At 30.3% G+C, this 21,712-nt stretch carries 20 protein-coding genes and 1 tRNA gene; 10 read left to right on the top strand and 11 right to left on the bottom strand.

Translation table 11 applies throughout. The features are described 5' to 3' along the window. Nucleotides 1-19 precede the first annotated feature (19 nt). From CSPT_RS01830 to ribD, 3 genes are all read right to left on the bottom strand, one after another. Nucleotides 20-727 (bottom strand): thioredoxin fold domain-containing protein, encoded by a 708-nt coding sequence (locus CSPT_RS01830; protein WP_089182037.1) that lies wholly within the window; start codon nt 725-727, stop codon nt 20-22. A 59-nt stretch (nt 728-786) separates the two neighbouring features. Further along, on the bottom strand, nt 787-2,355 hold the full coding sequence (locus CSPT_RS01825) for an inorganic phosphate transporter (protein WP_089182036.1): 1,569 nt from the start codon (nt 2,353-2,355) through the stop codon (nt 787-789). A gap of 75 nt (nt 2,356-2,430) precedes the next feature. Continuing rightward, nucleotides 2,431-3,423, bottom strand: coding sequence for a bifunctional diaminohydroxyphosphoribosylaminopyrimidine deaminase/5-amino-6-(5-phosphoribosylamino)uracil reductase RibD (gene ribD, locus CSPT_RS01820; protein WP_089183289.1), 993 nt, complete (start codon nt 3,421-3,423; stop codon nt 2,431-2,433). A 118-nt stretch (nt 3,424-3,541) separates the two neighbouring features. Between ribD and CSPT_RS01815 the strand changes: the two genes are divergently transcribed. Genes CSPT_RS01815 through CSPT_RS01800 form a run of 4 tightly spaced genes read left to right on the top strand, consistent with a single transcriptional unit; the run spans nt 3,542 to nt 7,487 of the window. Further along, the gene (locus tag CSPT_RS01815; RefSeq protein ID WP_089182035.1) at nt 3,542-4,846 is read left to right on the top strand and encodes an MFS transporter; all 1,305 of its coding nucleotides are present in this window, start codon (nt 3,542-3,544) and stop codon (nt 4,844-4,846) included. Between the two features lie 27 nt (nt 4,847-4,873). Beyond that, nucleotides 4,874-5,440: a transglycosylase SLT domain-containing protein gene (locus tag CSPT_RS01810; RefSeq protein ID WP_249040770.1), complete on the top strand. Its 567-nt coding sequence runs from the start codon at nt 4,874-4,876 to the stop codon at nt 5,438-5,440. A gap of 56 nt (nt 5,441-5,496) precedes the next feature. Further along, the gene (locus CSPT_RS01805) at nt 5,497-6,840 is read left to right on the top strand and encodes a TrkH family potassium uptake protein (protein WP_089182034.1); all 1,344 of its coding nucleotides are present in this window, start codon (nt 5,497-5,499) and stop codon (nt 6,838-6,840) included. After that, nucleotides 6,837-7,487: a potassium channel family protein gene (locus CSPT_RS01800; protein WP_089182033.1), complete on the top strand. Its 651-nt coding sequence runs from the start codon at nt 6,837-6,839 to the stop codon at nt 7,485-7,487. The genes CSPT_RS01805 and CSPT_RS01800 overlap by 4 nt, the downstream gene beginning before the upstream one ends. A 19-nt stretch (nt 7,488-7,506) precedes the next feature. Here the strand turns inward: CSPT_RS01800 and CSPT_RS01795 are convergent, their stop codons facing one another. Beyond that, complete coding sequence (locus tag CSPT_RS01795) at nt 7,507-8,223, bottom strand: TerC family protein (RefSeq protein ID WP_089182032.1); 717 nt, start codon at nt 8,221-8,223, stop codon at nt 7,507-7,509. A gap of 148 nt (nt 8,224-8,371) precedes the next feature. On the opposite strand from CSPT_RS01795, the gene thrS reads away from it, so the two are divergent. The 4 genes from thrS to CSPT_RS01775 all read left to right on the top strand — a co-directional run bounded on the left by thrS (nt 8,372) and on the right by CSPT_RS01775 (nt 11,842). After that, on the top strand, nt 8,372-10,189 hold the full coding sequence (gene thrS / locus CSPT_RS01790) for a threonine--tRNA ligase (protein ID WP_089182031.1): 1,818 nt from the start codon (nt 8,372-8,374) through the stop codon (nt 10,187-10,189). Further along, the gene (infC, locus tag CSPT_RS01785) at nt 10,186-10,704 is read left to right on the top strand and encodes a translation initiation factor IF-3 (RefSeq protein ID WP_089182030.1); all 519 of its coding nucleotides are present in this window, start codon (nt 10,186-10,188) and stop codon (nt 10,702-10,704) included. The genes thrS and infC overlap by 4 nt, the downstream gene beginning before the upstream one ends. 122 nt (nt 10,705-10,826) lie before the next feature. After that, nucleotides 10,827-10,917, top strand: a tRNA-Ser gene (locus tag CSPT_RS01780). Nucleotides 10,918-11,002: 85 nt separating this feature from the next. After that, the gene (locus CSPT_RS01775) at nt 11,003-11,842 is read left to right on the top strand and encodes a TIGR01777 family oxidoreductase (protein WP_089182029.1); all 840 of its coding nucleotides are present in this window, start codon (nt 11,003-11,005) and stop codon (nt 11,840-11,842) included. A 106-nt stretch (nt 11,843-11,948) separates the two neighbouring features. Here CSPT_RS01775 and CSPT_RS01770 read toward each other — a convergent pair whose 3' ends face one another. The 5 genes from CSPT_RS01770 to CSPT_RS01750 are packed head-to-tail and all read right to left on the bottom strand — an operon-like array spanning nt 11,949 to nt 15,363. Beyond that, complete coding sequence (locus CSPT_RS01770; RefSeq protein ID WP_089182028.1) at nt 11,949-12,797, bottom strand: ATP-binding cassette domain-containing protein; 849 nt, start codon at nt 12,795-12,797, stop codon at nt 11,949-11,951. Continuing rightward, nucleotides 12,784-13,449 (bottom strand): molybdate ABC transporter permease subunit, encoded by a 666-nt coding sequence (gene modB, locus CSPT_RS01765; protein ID WP_089187833.1) that lies wholly within the window; start codon nt 13,447-13,449, stop codon nt 12,784-12,786. The genes CSPT_RS01770 and modB overlap by 14 nt, the downstream gene beginning before the upstream one ends. Before the next feature lie 18 nt (nt 13,450-13,467). Next, complete coding sequence (locus CSPT_RS01760; protein ID WP_089182027.1) at nt 13,468-13,836, bottom strand: TOBE domain-containing protein; 369 nt, start codon at nt 13,834-13,836, stop codon at nt 13,468-13,470. Then, nucleotides 13,837-14,571 carry a molybdate ABC transporter substrate-binding protein gene (gene modA / locus CSPT_RS01755; protein WP_089182026.1) on the bottom strand — a complete coding sequence of 245 codons (735 nt, stop codon included), beginning with the start codon at nt 14,569-14,571 and terminating at the stop codon, nt 13,837-13,839. It lies immediately after the preceding gene. A 9-nt stretch (nt 14,572-14,580) separates the two neighbouring features. Continuing rightward, nucleotides 14,581-15,363 carry a TOBE domain-containing protein gene (locus CSPT_RS01750; protein WP_089182025.1) on the bottom strand — a complete coding sequence of 261 codons (783 nt, stop codon included), beginning with the start codon at nt 15,361-15,363 and terminating at the stop codon, nt 14,581-14,583. A gap of 173 nt (nt 15,364-15,536) precedes the next feature. On the opposite strand from CSPT_RS01750, the gene CSPT_RS01745 reads away from it, so the two are divergent. Continuing rightward, complete coding sequence (locus CSPT_RS01745) at nt 15,537-15,704, top strand: dihydroneopterin aldolase (RefSeq protein WP_089182024.1); 168 nt, start codon at nt 15,537-15,539, stop codon at nt 15,702-15,704. Between the two features lie 9 nt (nt 15,705-15,713). Further along, nucleotides 15,714-17,225 carry a disulfide bond formation protein DsbI gene (dsbI, locus tag CSPT_RS01740; RefSeq protein ID WP_089182023.1) on the top strand — a complete coding sequence of 504 codons (1,512 nt, stop codon included), beginning with the start codon at nt 15,714-15,716 and terminating at the stop codon, nt 17,223-17,225. 33 nt (nt 17,226-17,258) lie between these two features. Here the strand turns inward: dsbI and CSPT_RS01735 are convergent, their stop codons facing one another. Continuing rightward, nucleotides 17,259-17,948, bottom strand: coding sequence for an SIR2 family NAD-dependent protein deacylase (locus tag CSPT_RS01735; RefSeq protein ID WP_089182022.1), 690 nt, complete (start codon nt 17,946-17,948; stop codon nt 17,259-17,261). A 12-nt stretch (nt 17,949-17,960) separates the two neighbouring features. Beyond that, nucleotides 17,961-21,545, bottom strand: a complete 3,585-nt coding sequence (gene dnaE / locus CSPT_RS01730; protein ID WP_089182021.1) for a DNA polymerase III subunit alpha — start codon at nt 21,543-21,545, stop codon at nt 17,961-17,963. Nucleotides 21,546-21,712 lie beyond the last annotated feature (167 nt).

Here is a 21,712-nt window from a genome sequence, read left to right as displayed (position 1 = left end):
AGAGCTATAAATATAAAATTTATTTCATTTCGCTTTTTAAAATTTTAGTTGGGACGCTTGTCAAGCCTGCATCAAAGTATTTTTTAGCACCAGTTTTTATACTATCAAAAACTTTGCCGTCTACTTTGCCGTCTACTTTAGCATCCTGTGCATAGTATTTTTTAGCAATTTCTATCTTTTCTTTATCGCTTTTTCCTTTTGATTTTTGAAGTATAAGAGCAGCTTTTTCTATAGCTAAATCACCATGAATCGAAGTAAAAATCATCTCTATGTTATAATTTTTTAGAGTTTCGTCAAGAGCATTTACTTCCATTTTGCAATATGGGCAATCAGGATCAGTAAATACAACCATGGTGTCTTTATTTTTATCGTTTCCTATTTTTAATATATTCTCAGATTTTTCTTGTTTATAAACACTAGCTATTGAGCTTTTTAGCAATTCAAAACTATAAAAGTTTTTATAAGATATCTGTTTTTTAAGATCTAAAATATCTGGATATATAAAACTATCTTTAGTAAAAACTATATCTTTTTGAGATTGGTCACCTTTTGTAAATTTAACAACAACTAAATCAATGCCATTAGTATCTGGTAAAGTTTTTCTACTTTCAATTTCAACTTTAACGCCATCGGCTTTTACACCATCATAAAGTGATAATATCTCTTCATTTGTAGCAGCACTAAGCGAGATCATACAAGCAATGATTGACATAAAAATTTTTTTCATTTTTACCCTTTTAAATATAAAATATGGCTTTGATTATAGCTAAAAATTAGTAAATATCGCTAAAATATACTTTTAAACAAAACAAAAAATCCGCCACTCATTATACAAGAAGCCGGTATAGTTATAATCCAAGCTAAAAATATAGGTCTAACAAGTTTCCAATTTGCTTGTTTGTTTACAAGACCTATACCAAGAACAGCGCCTATCAAAATATGCGTAGATGAAACCGGAATTCCAAGAACAGAAGCCATCATAACAACACTTGCAGCACTTATCTCTGCACTAAATCCAGATGCTGGATGTATTTTTGTTAAATTTGTTCCAACCGTTGCTATAACTTCTCTTCCTATAAACCAAAGTCCAGCTATAAGTGCAATACCAAATGTAACCATTATAGGCATCCCAACACCAACCATTGAGTTTATATTGCCGCTACTTAAAGTATCGATTATAGCAGCAAAAGGACCAACAGCGTTTGCTATATCATTTGAACCATGCGAAAAAGCAAAACCAGCAGCTGTAAAAACTTGCAACCAGCTAAAAAGCAAAAATGTGGATTTTGACAAATCCTTACTTCTTAATGTTTTAGCAAGTATAAAAATAGACATCCAAACAACAGCACTTATCATACATATAGTAAGAAAATTTTCTAACATACTAAGTCCAAGATGGAGATTATTAAGCCCTTTAAATAACATCATAGCACTTATCATAAAAGCACCAATAGCTGCTATGATAGGAACGCCATACTCAAGAGCATTATGAGTTTTAAGATCTTTTTGTTCTTGAGAAATTTTATGAAGTTCTTTATAGTATTCTGATTCTAAATCATTTGCATCATAAGAAATTTCACTCATAATGTCAAAATCACTTATCATAGTTTGATTTACTTTTATCTTTTCATCTTCATTAAGTGTTTCAAATTTAAGCTTAAAAGCTTTTTTAAGCTCTTTTTTTCTAGATTTTAATCTTTCTAATTTTGCCTGTGCTATATCGTTGTAGTTTAAAATATACTTTTTTATGAGCGAATAAACTATATACGATACCACGCCACCAAGAAGCGGAGAGGTTATCCAAGATAGTGCAATAGAGCCAATTTCAGACCATTTTACCAAAGAAATAGTAGAAATATCTGGATTATCCATAATATAACCAAGACTCAAACTTGATCCGACTATACCGCCTATTATTGCATGAGTTGTAGAAACTGGCATTCCTTTTTTTGTTGCTATAAAAAGCCAAATTCCAGCAGAAACAAGTGCACTCATCATTATATATACAAAATCCATAGGAGTGATTAAAAAAGCGTCTAAATTTACAATACCGCTTTTTATAGTCTCAGTAACTTCAGATCCAGCTAACACAGCTCCACTTACTTCAAATATTGCAGCCACGCACAAAGCTTGTTTTAAACTAAGAGTTTTTGCTCCAACGCTAGTTCCAAAAGAATTTGCAACATCATTTCCGCCGATATTAAATGCCATAAACATACCAAAAATAGCAGAAAGTAAAAATACCGCCTTAGAGCCATTTCCTATAAAATCAAATCCCCAATATACGAAATAAACACTAAAGCCTATGAGTAATCCACCAAAAACTAAATCAAGTTTTGAAATTCCTTGCCCCATGCAAACCTCCAAAATAAAAAACTGGTATTATATCGATATTTAATTTTATATAAAATAAATATCAAAAGTGCTCTTTTAAATCCTTTTAAACCATCCATATCGCTCTTCATCTATTTTGCCAAAATAAAGCGGTTTTAGTTTCAAATTTAAAGAAAAATTTATTTCATCAATACAATTCATAGAAAAAAATATCAAAATGTATTCCACAAAATCTGGTAAATTTTTAAGAAAATTTTCTCCGCCTTCTATCATGCAGATATTATAGTTTTTTATGAAATTTATATCTTGTCCTATGATAACTTTTCTATTTTTTACATTAAAAAGTGGGATATTTTTATCAAAATTATCTTGTTTTGAGTATATAAAAATATCAGGTGCTTTACCATCAACAAGCCTAGCATCAAGAAGCGGTCTATCTATCCTAACTGTATTGCCGCCGATTGCTAAAAGAGAAATTTTATCTCTTAAAGCATGTACCATTTTTCTTGAACTATCTGAGGTGATAATGCCTCCACTTATAACGCCATTTAAAGACGCTGCGAGCTTAAAAAAACTAAAATTTCCATTTTTCCAAGCCAAAAATGGTGCTAAAAGCTCATCACATCTTTGTTTTAATACTCCTTTTATAACATTTATATTTGCTTTTTTTAAAATCTCTTCACCACCACTTGCTTCTTTTGTATCATCATTTGATCCAATTACAACTTTTTTAAATTTAAGTTCTTTTAGTAAATTTGCACAAGGAGGGGTTTTTCCGTAATGAGCACAAGGCTCAAGTGTTACATAAGCACTAGCTCCTTCAAGCAAATTGTTATGATTTAAAATGGCATACTCATAAGCCTTTTTTACATCAGATGGGAAATTTAAATCTTTATTTAAACACTTAAGAGCAGATATCACAGCATTTAACTCAGCATGTGCAAATCCGGCTTCTTTGTGAGCTTGTATGCTTAAAATTTTGCCAAATTTATCACATATAACACAACCAACGGCCGGATTTGGATATGTTAAAATTTGATATTTCCAAGCTTCATTTATAGCTAAATCCATATAAAATTCATCATTCATTTTGTCATCTTTTAAAAATTTAAATAAATTATAGCAAGATGATACTAAATTTAATTTTGCTTCATATAAAAATTTAATATATTGTGTTAAAATCGTCATTTTATAAAAAGGTTTATTTATGCTTAAAAATGTAATTCCATTAGGTTTTATCGTAGCTTCAAGATTTTTTACACTATTTATAATTTTGCCAGTTATTAGTTTATACGCACTTGAACTTAGCGGTTCAAATGAGTTTTTTGTTGGTCTTTTGGTTGGCATATATGCCATTATGCAGATGATTTTCCAAGTTCCTTTTGGCTTAATGAGTGATAAAATAGGTCGCAAAAAAACTATGGTAATAGGTTTAGTTATTTTTACGATAGGCTCACTTATATGTGCTATGGCAAGTGATATCTACACTATGCTTTTAGGAAGGTGCTTACAAGGTGTTGCTGCTATTGGGGCTGTTGCAACTGCAATGATTAGCGATTTTACCACTGAAGAGCAAAGAAGCAAAGCTATGGCTATAATGGGCGGTATGATAGGAATTAGCTTTACTATATCAATGCCTTTAAGTCCGATTTTAGGGCATAAATTTGGACTTTCAAGTCTTTTTTATATAAGTGTTTTTATAGGTATTTTAAGCGTAATTTTATTATATACAACCGTAGAAAAAGAACCGAAAATACAAAATCAAACAAAACATAAAATTGATTTAAAAAAGATATTGTTAGATAAAGATTTGACAATTATGAACTTTACAAATTTTATGCAAAAAATGCTTATTAGTATCGCTTTTATATCAATTCCCATAGTATTAGTAAAATCTCTTGGATACGAAGAAGCAAATTTGTGGAAAATTTTCTCAACTGGTGCAATTTTTGGCTTTTTTGCTATGGGTTTAGCTGGTTTTTTAGGAGACGGTAAAGGCAAATCAAAGCAAATTCTTATAGTAGGAGTTTTGCTTTTTATACTATCTTACACTATATTTGCGATAAGCCAAACAAAAAATTTATTTATTTTTGGCGTTATGATATTTTTTATAGGATTTAATATACACGAGCCGATAATGCAAAGTTGTGCCAGTAAATTTGCCAAAGCAAATGAAAAGGGTGCTGTTTTGGGCGTGTTTAATTCTAGCGGTTTTTTTGGAAGCTTTGTTGGAGGGGTTGTTGGTGGAGCATTTTTACAAAACTACTCTTTGCACCACCTTGCAATTTGTGTTCTTGTTATATCTATAATTTGGCTTTTTTTACTTTATAAGCTCACAAATCCATCAAAATTTAAAAATATTTATTTAGATAGTTTAGAAAATATAAATTTATCTAGCGTAGAAAATTTAAACGGGATTATAGAAATTTACAAAAAAAATTTAAATTTTGTCATAAAATACAACTCGTCAATCATAACCGAAAAAGAAATTTATGAGAAAATAAGAGCTTAAAAATTGAAATTTATAACATTTTTTATATTGACATTTTTTTTATCAAATTTAAAAGCATATACAAATGATGATATAATGAAAGCCATAGCCGATGTATCCTATAAAAACAGAATAGAACCTGAAATTTTATACACCATAGTAAAAATAGAAAGTAACTTTGATCCATTTGTAATATCATTTATCACAACACAAAAAGAAGCTAAATTATTCAAAACATATGAAACTTCTTTAGCACCAATAAAAATAGGGAAATATAGTTTAAACAGATCAATGTGGATTGTAAATATATTTCCAAAAAGCGAAAATATAGCAAAGATTATGATAAAAAATCTACTAAAACTAGATTATAGTATAGATGTGGGCTTAGGTCAAATAAACTCGACAAATTTCACTATAAATGAAATAGATAAAATTCTAAATCCAACTTATAATCTTTCAAAATCAGCTAAAGTTTTAAGAGGGTGCTTTAATGGCAAAAAACAAAACATAAAACATACCATAGAATGCTATAATTATGGTATGAGAAAACGCAACTCTTATCCATATTTTCAAAAATTTATAAAAAATTATAGACAAGATTTTTTAAAAAAGTAGCCTAAATTTTATAAAATTAGAGTAAAATCAATGTTTTTAAATTTTAAAGGACAAATTTGAAAGAAGTAATTTCAGATAGAAAAACTATAAGAATATTGTCTATTGGCTATATCGCAATAGCTCTAATAGGTGCTTTTTTGCTAACATTAAATTTTGCACACAAAAACCATATATCATTTTTAGATGCACTTTTTACAAGCACTTCAGCTATAAGTATGACTGGGCTTATAGTTAAAAATACTGCAACGGATTTTACTTTCTATGGGCAAATGATAATTCTTGCCTTGATTCAAATAGGCGGTTTTGGGTACATAGGAATTGGGCTTTTTATATTTATAATAGTAAGAAAAAAAATCGGTTTTGAAGGTAAGAATTTATTAAAAGAGTCTTTGATATATCCGAATATGGATGGGGTGTTAAGATTTTTAAAAAAGATAGTAATCTTTGTAGTTTTGATAGAATTTATTGGTGCTATTTTGCTATTTTTTAAATTTATACTTATTTATGATTTTAAGCACGCTTTGTGGCACTCTATATTTCATGCAATATCGGCATTTAATAATGCTGGATTTAGCACGTTTGAAACAGGGCTTGTTGATTTTAAAACCGATCTTTATGTAAATTTAATCATAACATCTCTTATAATAACAGGTGGAATTGGTTATTTTGTTATATTGGAGCTGTATTTTTTTCAAAAAAAGAGATTAGCAAATTTAAGCTTACATTCAAAACTTGTTCTTAGCGGAACTGCTATACTGATAATATTTGCAACACTTTTGATATTTATTTTCGAATACCACAATACAAAAAGCATAGGCACTCTTTCTTTTTTTGATAAAATTTTAACATCTTATTTTACTGCCGTAAATTATAGAACTGCCGGTTTTAACACCATTGACTTAGGTGCATTAAAAGATGCTAGTTTGTTTTTTGGATCTCTTTTTATGATAATAGGCGGTGCTCCTGGCGGAACAGCTGGTGGTATTAAGATAACTACTATCATAGTGTTATTTGTTTATACATATTGGATTATTAAAGGCGGAAGGATAAGAGTTTTTAGTCAAGAAATACCGCAAGAAACTATAAATAAAGCATTTACCATCACTGTTTCTTCGATATTTTATATATTAGTTTGCGTTACGCTTTTGTCTTTTTTTGAAGATAAAATACAATTTTTGCCACTACTTTTTGAAACCTCATCAGCTTTTGCAACAGTTGGGGTTTCCATAGGGAATGGCGGAACATTATCACTTAGTGCTCTGTTTTCTACAAATAGTAAAATCTTAATTATAATACTTATGATGAGTGGTAGAATAGGAATATATGCATTTTTCTTGTTAATTTTTAGACAAGAAAAAGAAAAATTTATAAAATATCCACAAGGAAAGGTGTATTTATGAAAAATTTGTCTTATGGTGTGATAGGACTTGGGAAATTTGGTTCTGTTGTTGCAAATGAACTTTTATTGCAAGGAAAATCAGTTGTTATAGCCGATAAAGATGAAGAAGTTTTAAAAAAATTACAAGATTTAGCAAGCCATACTTATATACTTGATTCTACAAATATAACTGCTTTAAAAGAAGCTGGTTTTTCTAGTATAAATATGGTTATAGTAAGCATTGGTGCAAATATAGAAAACAGCATACTAACACTAATGGCATTAAAAGATATAGGCGTAAAAAATATAATAGCAAAAGCAAGCACGCCCATACATGGTCAAATTTTATCAAAGCTTGGTGCGACAAAAGTAATATATCCAGAAAAAGAAAGTGCCAAAAGGCTTGTAAAAGAGTTTTTAATACACCCAGAATTTGAAATATTTGATTTATCTGCGAACACACTTAGAGTTGTAAAAATTGCAATAACACAAAAACAAAATGCACAAACAATAAAATCAATAGCAAAAAATATGAAAACACTTGCATACAAAAAAGAAGGTAAAGAGTGGGAAATTTTTCCTGATGAAAATTTAGATGTTTTTGTAGGAGATAATGTAATTTTATTTGGCGGGATACAAGAATTTGCAAAATTTATAGATGAAATTTAATTTCATCTATAATCAAAATTTAACTCTTATTTTTCTTTCTCATAGCTATATTTATCATCTCTACAGCCAGTGAAAATGCCATAGAAAAATAGATATAACCTTTTGGTATATGAAAACCAAGACCATCTGCTATCAAAGAAACTCCAACAAGTATCAAAAAAGAAAGTGCTAAGATTTTTATAGTTGGATTATTTGAAACAAATCTACTTATTGCACCGCTTGCAATCATCATAACACCAACAGCAACTACAACTGCTGCTATCATAATCTCAATATGATCAGCCATACCAACAGCTGTTATAACACTATCTAGTGAAAAAACTATATCAAGAATAGCAATTTGAATTAAAACCGTTCCAAAAGTTGCTTTGGCAATATCTTTATTTTGTGTATGCTCTTCTCCCATAACACTTGAGTGAATTTCGGTTGTGGATTTAAAAAGCAAAAACAAACCACCCAATATCAAAATAATATCTCGTCCAGAAATTTCTATATTAAAAACACTAAAAAGCGGAGTAGTAAGTTTCATAATCCAAAACAAGCTAAAAAGCAATAAAATTCTACTAATCATAGCAAGTCCAAGCCCTAAAATTCTAGCTTTACCACGCTGAGAAATAGGCAATTTATCACACAAAATAGCTATGAATATTATATTATCGATTCCTAAGACAATCTCAAGTGAGGTAAGAGTTAAAAAACTTATCCAAGCTTCAGGAGAGGTAAAAAGTTCTAACATACATTTCCTTTGTTTTTAGTTTAAATTTGGATTTTACACTATTTTGTTTAATACAATTTAACTTAAAGCTAAAGTTAATTTACATTTAGATAAAATTAAGTTTGGTTCTTTTAATGTAAAAAAGACAATTTGGTAAAAAAGGAAAAAGATGAGCGATATAATCGCATATAAAGTTAATGATGTTATTATAGATACACAAAGTTACAGCGGAAATGGTGGCGAACCTATATATTTTGATAATTCAAAACAGGCTCTAGAAGTCATAAGACACTCATGTGCACATTTGATGGCTGAGGCTATAACAAAACTATATAAAGATGCTAAGTTTTTTGTAGGTCCTGCTATAGAAGATGGATTTTATTATGATTTTAGAGTAACAAAAGAAAATGGTGAAAAACTTGGAGAAAGTGATTTAGCTGACATTGAAAAAAAGATGAAAGAGTTAGCTGAAGCTAAAATTGATATTATTAAAATATGCTCTACTAAAAAAGAAGTAACTCAAAAATTTAAAAACGATGATCTAAAAATGGAAGTGCTTAAACGCATTCCAGATGGCGAAGTTAGCATATATTCGCAAGGAAGTTTTGAAGATATATGTCGTGGTCCACATGTGCCAAATACAAAATATTTAAGATTTTTTAAACTAACAAGAGTAGCTGGCGCTTATCTTGGTGGCGATGAAAATAAAGAAATGCTTACAAGAATTTATGGTGTAGCTTTTGCTGATAGAAATAGCCTAAACGAGCACATAAAAATGCTTGAAGAAGCTAAAAAAAGAGATCATAGAAAACTTGGTGTAGAAATGAAACTCTTTACATTTGATGAACAAATCGGAGCAGGTCTGCCTATATGGCTACCAAATGGTGCAAGAATGCGAAGCAAGCTTGAAAAACAACTTTTTAGTGCACATAGAAACAGAGGTTATGAACCGGTTAGGGGTCCTGAAATACTAAAAGCTGACGCTTGGAAAATTTCTGGTCATTACACAAATTACAAAGAAAATATGTATTTTACAAACATAGAAGAGCAAGAATACGGCATAAAACCTATGAATTGCGTTGGTCATATAAAAGTTTATCAAAACGAAATAAGAAGTTATCGTGATTTGCCACTTAAATTTTTTGAATACGGCGTAGTTCATAGACATGAAAAAAGTGGCGTTATGCATGGGCTTTTTAGAGTTAGAGAATTTACTCAAGATGATGCTCATATATTTTGTATGCCATCACAAATCAAAGAAAATGTGCTTGAAATTTTAAGTTTTGTTGATAATATAATGAAAATTTTTGGTTTTGAATACGAAATGGAAATATCAACTAAACCTACAAAAGCTATAGGTGATGATAAAGTTTGGGAAATCGCAACCAAGGCTTTAAAAGATGCACTAGATGAACACAACTTTAAATACGGAATTGATGAGGGTGGCGGTGCGTTTTATGGACCAAAAATAGATATAAAAATAACAGACGCATTAAAAAGAAAATGGCAGTGTGGAACCGTGCAAGTTGATTTTAACTTACCACAAAGATTTGAGCTTGCATATATAGATCAAAATAATGAAAAACAGCAACCTGTTATGATTCATAGAGCCATACTTGGTAGTTTTGAGAGATTTATAGGTATTTTGATAGAACATTGTGCTGGAGAACTTCCATTTTTTATGGCACCACAACAAGTTGTTATAATACCGATAAGTGAAAATCACGAAAATTATGCTAAAGAAATTCAAAATAAACTTCAAAATACCGATATAGATAGTGAAATTTACAATAAAAACGAAAGCTTAAACAAACGCATAAGAACAGCAGAAAAAGCTAGAGTTCCTATGATTTTAGTCATTGGAGATAACGAAGTAGAAAACAAAACAGTTGCTCTTAGAGATAGAAGAGCTAGAACTCAATCTAATATAAGTTTAGATGAGTTTTTAAAATTAACAAAGGAGAAACTTGATGAGGTGCATTTTTGAGTAAAGAAAAAGAAGTTTTGCTCAACGAAGAGATAGAAGCAAGGGAGGTAAGATGTATTGGGGATGATGGCACTGTTTATGGTGTGATATCATCAGATGAAGCATTAAATATAGCTTATAGAATGGGGCTTGATTTAGTTTTAATAGCTCCTGATGCAAAACCGCCAGTTTGCAAAGTAATGGACTATAGTAAATTTAGATACCAACAAGAAAAAAAGAAAAAAGAAGCTAAGAAAAAACAGAAAGTTATAGATATAAAAGAGATAAAGCTTTCTTTAAAAATAGCCCAAAATGATATAAATTATAAAGTTAAGCATGCTATAGAATTTCTTGAAGAAGGCAAACATGTAAGATTTAGGGTTTTTCTAAAAGGTAGAGAAATGGCAACACCTGAAGCAGGAGCTGAACTTTTAGAGAAAGTTTGGGCAATGGTTGAAAATATTGCACAAAGAGATAAAGCTCCAATCTTTGAAGGAAGATATGTAAATATGCTTGTATTTCCTAAAAAAGGATAAACATACACACAAACTGGATAAATTTATCCAGTTTGTGTGTAAAAATTTATTAGCTACATTACAAATTAAGCATTTTATTAGCTTTTTATATGTATAATTAAATTTCATTTAAATTTTGAATTGGACAGATGGGTGAGCGGCTGAAACCACACCCCTGCTAAGGGTGCAGCTCTTAATCGGGGCTCGAGAGTTCAAATCTCTCTCTGTCCGCCACTTCAAATTTATTACAAATTATAAAATTATTCACTTCATATAATCATTATCAAAACTTGCATATAATTTCTATAAAGGAAAAATAATGAAAATAGCAATTAGTGGTGGAACTGGTTTTGTAGGAACCGCGTTATACAAAGAACTTCAAAAAGAACACAATATAGTTCTAATAACAAGAGATGATTTTAATCAAAATAGACTTTCAGAAATTATAAAAAATTGCAATGCCATAATAAATTTAGCAGGTGCGCCTATATCTAAAAAATGGACAAAAGAGTATAAAAAAGAGCTTTTAAATAGCAGGATAGAAACTACAAAAGCTTTAATTGAAGCTATGAAAACTACAAAACCGCAGATATTCATATCAACTTCTGCTATTGGGATATATAAAAATGGCTACAGCGGTGGCGAAGAAAATGCCATTTATAATGATAATTTTTTAGGCGCTCTTGCTAAGACTTGGGAAGAAGAGGCTCTAAAAGCTACGAAATATAATATAAAAACAACTATATTTAGATTTGGTGTTGTTCTTGGTAAAAATGGCGGTGCATTAAATCAGATGGAAACGCCTTTTAAACTAGGGCTTGGTGGAAGTATAGGAGATGGTAAAAATATGATGAGCTGGGTTAGTCTTGAAGATGTAGTTTCTGCGATTAAATTTGCACTTAGTGGCCATACAAACGGGATTTATAATCTTACTTCGCCAAACCCCATAAGCAATAAAAACTTTAGCATGATCCTAGCAGATACTTTTAACAAGCCTATGTTTTTATCCATACCAACATTTATATTAAAACTAAAATTTGGCGAAGGCAGTGTTGTTATGACAGACTCACTTGAAATTTATCCTAACAAATTACTAAATGAGAATTTTGTATTTAAATACCCTACTTTAAAAGAATGTCTAGATAACATTTACAAATAAATTAAAAACTTTTAAAATCCTGCTGCAATTTTCAAATCCCCAGCACACAAAAAAACTCCAAGTGTCAAAAATAATAAAATTTTTTTCATTTTATCTCCTAAATTTCTCAAATTTTAACTAAATTTAAATTAAATGCCTTTGTGCTAATCATTACATTATCGCCAATTTTTATATCTTTTATGAAAGCTAATGCAACTTGCGTAATTTGCTGTCCGACAGATAGTGTAACTACAAAAATTGTGTCAATTTTTTCTATATTTAGCACCCTTCCCTTAAAAGCAAATTTCTGACTTCCACTTGTTTTTAGCAAAATTTCTTTTGGATTTCCACGCTTCTCAATCACTCCATTTTTTATGACAAAAAGTAAATTTGCCAACTTATAAATTTCATCTGGATCGTGACTAACTAAAATGGTTATCATCTCAAAAGTTGAGTGAATTTTAGCGATTTCATCTTGCAAATTTGAGCGTAAATTTGGATCAAGTGCTGATAATGGCTCATCTAAAAGCAAAATTTTAGGTCTTCTCATCATCGCTCTTCCAAGAGCAACTCGTTGTTTTTGCCCGCCACTTAATGTAGCTGGATACCTATCTTTTAGTTTTGAAAGATGAAGTATACAAAGAAGTTTTTCGCATAAAATTTTATCATTGTTTGCAAAAAGTAGATTTTTTTCAACACTTAAATTTTCAAACAAAGCATAATCTTGGAAAACAAAGCCGATTTTTCTTTTTTGTGGTGCTAAAAAAATTTTCTCATTTTGCCAAATTTCATCTTCAACTTTTATAACTCCGCTACTTTTTTCAAGACCAGCAAGAGATCTTAAAAAAGTGGTTTTACCGCTTCCGCTTTCACCACTTAATGCTAAAAAGTCGCCTGAATTCAAAGAGCCTTTTATCTCTAATGTCATTTTTCCATTCGCACCCAAAAGGGGCTTTTTTAAATCAAAACTTAGCATTTTTTTGATTAAATAAATACACGCTAAAAAGCACTAAAAAGCTAATAACTAGCATCAAAAAGCTATAAATATGAGCTGATTTGAAATCCATAATCTCGGCAAATTCATAAATCGCAATGCTTGCTACTTTTGTCTCTCCTTCTATACTGCCTCCAACCATCAAAACGATCCCAAATTCCCCGACAGTATGTGCAAAAGTTACGACAAGTGCCGTTAAAAGCGATGGTTTGATATTTGGCAAAGCAACTTTAAAAAGCGTAGTTGTTTTACTTTTTCCACATAAATACGAAGCCTCTATAATGTTTTTATTTAAGCTTTCAAATCCACTAAGTAATGGCTGAAACATAAATGGAAGTGAATACAAACAACTTGCAAGAATAAGTCCTTCAAAGCTAAAAACAAGTTCAAGCCCCAAATACTTATCCAAAAACCCTCCGATATATGAGGTTTTTGAAAATGCAAAAAGGAGATAAAATCCTATAACTGTCGGCGGTAATACAAGCGGCAAAGCACAAATACTCTCGATAAAAGGCTTAAATTTACTCTCACTTTGGCTTAATTTCCAAGCCAGTGGAAGCATAACAAAAAATAGCACAATAGTAGTGATAAAAGCTAATTTAAAAGAAACAAAAAACGGAGTAAAATCCACCATCTCTCACCTACTATTTGCTTAAATTATAAAAATATCGGTTGCTTTTATTAAAAAAATAGCTTCTTGCCCAACCTCTAAGCCAAGCCTTGTTAAAGATGAAGTAGTAATCATACTATTAATTGTAAATCCGTTTTTAACTCCACTTACAAGGCTTAAAATTTCACCTTTTTTTATAGCTGAAATTTCTATTTTTATCTGATTTGAAAAACTAAACTCACCACTTTTTGCAATGCCAACTACGCTTTCTTTAAAACCAATTTTAGAAATATCTAAATCCTTTACTTCTAATGTTACAAAAGCGATTTTTCCAACAATAGTTTCTAAAATAAATCTATGCAAAGAATCACTATTTTGACACTCTACTATCTTGGCGTCTAGCTCGTTCATCTATTCGTAACCATAAGTTGCAAAAATTTCTTTTGCTTTTTGGCTTTTCAAAAATGCATAAAAGTCTTTTGCTAATGCATTATTTTCATAATTTTTTAGCAAAATCATTCCTTGATCAAGCGGGGTATATAACGCTCTATCAACTTCTACAAAATTTTCACCTTTTTTATACTCATCTTTGCCAATTAAGGCTGATTTTGGTATAAATCCGATATCTGCTGCACCGCTTATTACATGAGGCATAACACCTGATATATTTCCTGCATAAACTAATTTTTTCTCAATATCAGCATAAATTCCAGCTTTTTCAAAAGCCTGTTTTGAAGCTATGCCATAAGGGGCGGTTTTTGTGTTTGCAACTGAAATTTTCTCAATGCCATTATCTTTTAAAATTTCTAAGCCTTTATTTAAATCTCTTTTTTCTTTACTAAACATCATCAAAACGCCACGAGTATAAATTTCAGGGGCGTTTTTACTAAATCCATTTTTATATAAGTCATCAGCAAAATCCATATTTGCTGCCATAAAAATCGCATAATCCGCTCCTGCTTTAATTTGTGCATTAAGTTTTCCACTACTTCCAAGCGTAACCTCAACTTTATCATTTGGTCTAGTTTTTAGAAATTCTTTTTTAAGTTCTTCAAAAACATAGCCTATATTTGCAGCAGCAGCCACACGAATCTCAGCACCAAAAAGCACACAAGCACTCAATACTAACAATATTAACTTTTTCATAAATTCTCCTTATAATCCTATCATAACTTCACTTGATTTTATCACGCCATAAACTACTTTTCCCTCTTTTAGTTCAAGTTTTTGAGCCGAGTTTTGCGTGATAATAGCTGTTAAAATTTGTCCGCCACCTATATCAAGCTGAGTTTCTGAGCTTATTTCATCTTTTACAACATTTACAATCTCGCCTTTTATGATATTTCTAGCACTTATTGCGATATCTTCGCTATTTGCTATCATAACTGAACTTGATTTTATTATAACTTTGACATCTTTTTTAACCTCAAGCCCAAGATTTTGAGCAGAAGTAGTTGTTATAGTTGACGAAATCTTTGCTCCGCCATTTAAACAAACTAACACATCTGAGTTTATGCTCCCATTTTTTATGCTTTCAACTTTACCGCTAAAAACATTTCTAGCACTTATTTGCATTGTTAATCTTTCTAAATTTATTATATTTCCACTATCAAAATCAACATTTTTCGAAATTTGTTCTAAAAATCTTTTTTGTATATCTACTATATTTTCATATGTTTTTATGAGTGTTTTTCCATATTCACTCAAAAAACTTCCTCCACCATTTTTTCCACCAGATTTACGCTCTATAAGTGGTTTTTCTGATAAGTTATTCATCAAATCAATAGTATCCCAAGCCGCTTTATAACTCATTGGTATATTTTTAGCAGCTTGCAAAATAGATCCTGTTTTATCTATTTCTTTTAAAAGATTTATGCGCTTTTGTAGCACAAAATCGTTGCTTCCAGATTTAATAATAAAATTTGAAACTAATTCCATTTTTTTTCCTTTTGGTGGAATTATAATAATTTTTTTCTTAATTATATATTATAATATATAACGATTTAGATATTTTATAAAATAAAACTTAAAATAAAAAATTTCCTAGTAATATTTATCTTTAAGTTTTATTATATTAATATGACAATTTTAAAAAATTTAAAGGAGCAATAATGGAATTTTTACAACTACTTTTAGTTTTAATAGCTTTAATAGTTATTATAGTAAAACCAAAGATGGAAAATATAGCACTTGGCATAGTTGCTTTTTCTTGGTTGTTTATGATTTATCTTTATATAGGGCATAAATCATCAGCACTACTAACAATAATGAATTTATAAAGGAAAGAGATGAACGAGATAAAAAAAGTAAAATTATTTTATGCTTTGATGTGTTTAGCTGGATTTTTAATCATACTTTTACCAGTTGGCATAGCAAATTTGTATTTTGGATATGTGTTAAAAGATAGTCCGTGCACATTGTGCTGGGGACAACGAGAAGCAATGATATTTATAGGAGTGCTTGCACTTTTTATAGTAAGATATGGTTTAAAACCAAAATATTTAGCAATGCTTCTTATAGTTACAGCATTTGGGCTTTGGCAATCATTTGCACATTTTGGAAACCACGCACACAGAGATCTTGATCAAGGTTTTGGATTAGCCGTATTTGGGATACACACCTATTTTTGGGCTGAAGTTGTATTTTGGGCAGTAGTTTTAATACTTGGTTTAATATTTTTATTTGCACCCAAATTTAGCTCTTTTGCAAAAGAAATGGGAGAAGACAAATATAGAAATTTAAACAAACTTTCTATAGGTGCATTTATAATATCAGCTTTTATTATAGCATCAAATGTCTTTCAAGCATTTGTTAGCACAGGAATTCCGCCATATTCTGGCCAAGGAGATCCAGTTAGATTTACTTTTGATAAAAAATATATCATTTGGGATAAAACAGGACATGATAATAACTTTAAAACAATATCATTTTTAGGCAAAAGAGATGTAAAAGCTCCGGATTATGCTTTTGCTCCAGCTGCAAAACTAGGGATTAGCTTTGATAACGATCCATCAAAAGCTCCTTTAAATATAGACAAAGACTTAAAAATATCTTCAAAGCAAGATATAAATTTATCAAAACCTATAAATTCTTTTGAGTTTGCAAATGGCGAGTTTATAGCAAGTTCAAAATGGAATGTTTATTTTATGGATACAAATTTTAATACTACAAGTGAATTACAGATAGATCCTTATTTTTCTGCAACCATAGATCCGATAATATCAGTTAATGCGCTTGGCGAAAATAAATTTATATTAATGGGCTCAAACAAAACTTTTTTAAAATTTGCTAAAAACGATAATGCAGACGAAGTGGCTGGTTATGCCGATTTTATAAAAGGAAGAGATAAATTTGAAACAAATAAACAAGATCTTGGTAGGGGTAGAATTAGCACAGTAAGAGCAAAACTAAATCATATCGCTAGTATGACAAATGATGGAAAATATATTTATATAGCAACAGTTCCAAACAATAAAGATAAAAAAACTTTTGTTATATCTAAAATTTTGATAAAAGATATGACCTTATCAGGTGAATTCACACCGGATGCAAATTTAAAAGACAATGCGAGTTTAGGAGATCTTTATATAACTTCTATGATATATGATAATGATAAAATTTATGCACTTAGCAAAAATCATAATGTGATAATATTAATTGATCCAAAAAGCGAAAAGATAGAACAAACTTTGTCTTATCCAAGCGAAATTACAAATGCAAGAAGCATAGTATTAAAAGATGGTAAATTTAATATATTATCTTACCAAGATGGTAAAAACATACTCTTTACACTAGAGTAATCTAATCTAAGCCTTAATAGGCTTAGATTGTGTTTAGTTACTTAAAAATTCTTCTATATCTTTATAAATTTTATGGGCTGCATTAACCGCTGTTTCGTTATAAACTTTATCAAAATTTTTGTCTATTTTAGAAGGTGATAGATTATTTAAGATACTAAATTTAGCAATCCTAGCATAACTTGCGACATCTAAAACCTCTCCACTTGAACCTATACAAACAAAAAGTTTCATCTCATTAAGTCTTTGAAACAAAATTTCATAAAAAGGCGCCATTTCTCCAAACATTACTACATGATGACGCAAAAATTCGCTTCTACACTTTGGACATTTTTTGCCATTCATTCCATCATATCCTATATCAAATATTTCGCCGCACCTTTCACACCTAAGTTTTGTTAGCTCGCCGTGTAAATGAATCACATCCTCACACCCTGCTCTTTCTAGCAAATCATCAACATTTTGCGTTAAAACAGAAATTTTATCTTTAAATTTTGATTTTAATCTAGCTATATTAAAATGCGCTTCATTTGGCTTTGCATCTTTAAGTTGTGCTCTTCTTTTATTATAAAAATCAAGTACTTTTTTTCTATCCTTTGCAAATCCACCAACAGAACAAACTTCCATAACATCATATTCTTCCCAAAGGCCGCCATTATCACGAAAAGTTTTTAATCCACTATCTGCACTAAGTCCGGCACCACTTAGTATCAAAACTTCATTCATACTAACTCCTTTTTATGCGATATTATGGATATTTTCTTCAAAGCCATCAGTAACTAAAAAATCAGTTTTATATATAAAATGTTGGCTTTTGGTTTGCACGATAAGAGTTAATTTTTTATCTCCGCCATTTTTATGCTCAAAATGAGCTCTTGAATAAATTTTATTTATAATATCTTGATTTAAATTTTGGATATCTATAGAAACTTCTAAATTATCATAAACTTTTTTTGTTTCATTTTTTTGTGATTTTTGATAAAAATTTCTATTTTTTCTTGGAGTAAAAACAAAATTTTCTGCATCATCTAAATTTGTCATACTTAAAAATCTTGTATTTATTTGAGAATTTTCATTTGTCAAATTTATAGCAAATATAAATGGTTTTTGTTTATCTTCATTACTTAAATTTAAAAACAAATCAAGTGATTTTTCAAAAACGCTCATAGAAAAAGTTCCATAAAGGTCTAAAAGCTTTATTATGCCCATTTTATTACCCTTTTTGGTAATTTTGGTTTCAATGTCTTCTATTTTTGCAACAATCTTTATATCGCTTGAGCCATTAATCTCGCCAAAAGAGTTGCTAAATGTTACGTCTTTTAAGCTTCTTATCTTCTCTTCATACTCTTTAAGCGGATGACCAGAAAGGTAAATTCCAAGAGTTTCAAGCTCATAACCTAAAATTTCCATCAAAGGAAGCTCTTCATCTGTTTTTAAAAGATCAACCTTAACAATACTCATACTCTCATCTTCTCCAAAAAGTGATTCTTTGGCGTTTTTCTTTATACTATCAGAGCTCTTGCATGCATCTAATATATTTTCAACATTTCTTAGCAAACACATTCTACTCAACCCAAGACAGTTAATAGCACCAGCTTTTATGAGAGATTCTAAGACTTTTTTATTTACCTTAAAACTATCAACTTTTGAAACAAAATCATCGATATCTTTAAAACCATCCCCTCTTTGCTCTATTATATTTTCTATAGCACCAAGGCCAACACCTTTTATAGCACCAAGGCCATAAATGATTGATTTTCCATCATCGCCAACACTAAATTCCCTTATAGACATATTTATACTTGGCGGTAAAAGTTCGATATCAAGGCGTTTTATCTCATCCATATATCTTGATAATTTATCTGCATTATTCTCTTCACTTGTTAAAAGTGCAGCCATGAATTCTGCTGGATAATGAGCTTTTAGATAAGCTGTTTGAAAAGTAATCAAAGAATACGCCGCAGCATGCGATTTGTTAAAACCATAAGAGGCAAATTTCATAATAAGTTCAAAAAGCTCATCAGCTTTTGAGACATCATAACCTAGTTTTTTTGCACCATCTAAATACTTTTCTTTCATAGCGGCAAGTTTTTTCTCTTCTTTTTTACCCATTGCACGACGAACCAAATCTGCTTCACCAAGACTAAATCCGCCTATTTTTTGAACAATTTGCATAACTTGCTCTTGATATACGATAATCCCATAAGTTGGCTCTAAAATCTCTTTTATATCATCGATAAGATACTCAACTTTTGCTTTTCCATGTTTTCTATCGATAAAATCTGGTATAAGATCCATTGGTCCTGGACGATAAAGCGCAATCATCGCGATAATATCCTCAAAGCAGTCAGGTTTCAACCTAACACCAAGATCTTGCATACCGCCACTTTCTATCTGAAATACGCCAAGAGTTTTTCCGCTTTGTATAAGCTTATATGTATCTTTTTCATTAAAATCTATCTCTTCCCAAAGTATATCTTTGCCATATCTTCTTTTTATAAGCATTAAAGCATTATTAATAACAGTAAGTGTTTTTAAACCAAGAAAGTCAAATTTGATTAAATCTACATCTTCCAAATAATCTTTTGTATATTGCGTTACATAATGCCCATCTTCTCCATTTGATTGTTTAAAAAGAGGGGTTTTATTCCAAAGAGGCTCATTACTTATCACAACACCTGCTGCGTGCATTCCTGCGTTTCTGTTTAATCCCTCTAAATCATTTGCAAATCTCCAAATTTGATTTGCCAAAGGATTGCTTGAAATAAGCTCTGTTATCTTTGGTTCTTTTTGCAAGGCACCATCAATCATTTTGCCATCTTTTCCAAGATATCCACTAAGTGTTATTTTAAGTTCATCTGGTATAAGCTTTGCCATCTCATCAGCTTCTTTATAAGGCATATCACAAACCCTTGCAACATCTCTAATAACACCTTTTGCAAGCAACTTACCAAAAGTTGCAACTTGTGCAACATTATAACAACCATACTTTTGTATCACATAGTCAATTATCTCGCCTCTTCTATCTTGACAAAAATCCACATCAATATCTGGCATACTTATACGATCAGGATTTAAAAAACGCTCAAAAAGTAGATTGTATGGCAAAGGATCAATGTCAGTTATCTTAAGACTATAAGCTACAAGTGAGCCAGCAGCAGATCCTCTACCAGGTCCAACTGGCACGCCTCTATTTTTTGCCTCTCTGATAAAATCCCAAACTATAAGCATATAACCAGGAAATTTCATCTTATCTATGATAGCTATTTCATGATCTAATCTATCTTTATATAACTTATGCTGATCTTGTGGAATAAATTTAAGTCTTTCTTCTAATCCTCTTTTTGAAATTATCTCAAAAAAAAGTGCATCGTTTGCAAAGCTATATTTATTATCAGGTTCTGGTAAAGCTATATCCATCTCTTTTGCATATTGTGTCGTAAATTTAAAATTTGGCGGAGTTGGATCACCTAGATGAAGCTCTAAATTGCACTTATCCACAATCTCGGCTGTATTTTCTATAACTTCTGGAATATCTGCAAAAATTTCCCTCATCTGATTATCAGTTTTGACATAAAACTCATGCACACTATGCCTTAATCTATCTTTGTCATTTAATGTTTTTTTCATAGCTATACACATAAACACCTCATGAGCTTCGGCTCTTTGTTTAAATGTATAGTGAGCATCATTTGTTGCTATAACTTTTATGCCAGTTTCTTTTGAAATTTGTAAAATTTGATCATCAATTGCTCTTTGTTCATTGATACCATGACGCATAATTTCAAGATAAAAATCATCTCCAAATATATCTTTATACTCAAGTGCAACCTCTTTTGCTCTCTCATAACCTTTTGCGCCGTATTTTGTATTTCTCTCACTTAAATTTAAATGCCAGTTTACTTCACCTGCTAGACATGCTGAAGAGCAAATAAGCCCATCACTATGCTCTCTTAAAACTTTTTTGTTTATTCTAGGATAATAATAAAAACCTTTTATATAAGCCATAGAGCTTAAATACATAAGATTTTTATAGCCTGTTTCATTTTTAGCTATTAAAATGAGGTGAAATCTCTGCTTTGTGCTTTTATCTTCTATATCATCACCATTATGCACATAAGCTTCCATGCCTATAAGTGGCTTTATGCCGCTAGCTTTCATTGTTTTATAAAAATCAATCGCACCAAACATATTTCCATGATCTGTTATTGCACAAGCCCCTACTCCTTGTTCTTTTAGCGTAGAAGCAAGCTCTTTTATCTTATTGGCACCATCAAGTAGTGAATATTCCGTATGTAAATGTAAATGTGTAAATTTGCTCATAATTTTTCCATATATAACTTAATATTAGTTTTTATATTACAGCAAATTTGGTTAAAAAACTCTTTTATACCCTTTATCAAAAAATTTTAAAACCTTAAAATATCTTGATAAATTTTATTTAAATAAAATTTCCAATAAACTAGCTGTCTATATTTTAGTTCTTTTGG

Origin of the sequence: Campylobacter sputorum subsp. sputorum (genome assembly GCF_008245005.1) — a bacterium.
Classification (GTDB): Bacteria; Campylobacterota; Campylobacteria; order Campylobacterales; family Campylobacteraceae; genus Campylobacter_F; species Campylobacter_F sputorum.
The sequence above is the reverse complement of the archived record's forward strand: the minus strand, read 5'-3'. Positions and strand labels throughout refer to the sequence as shown.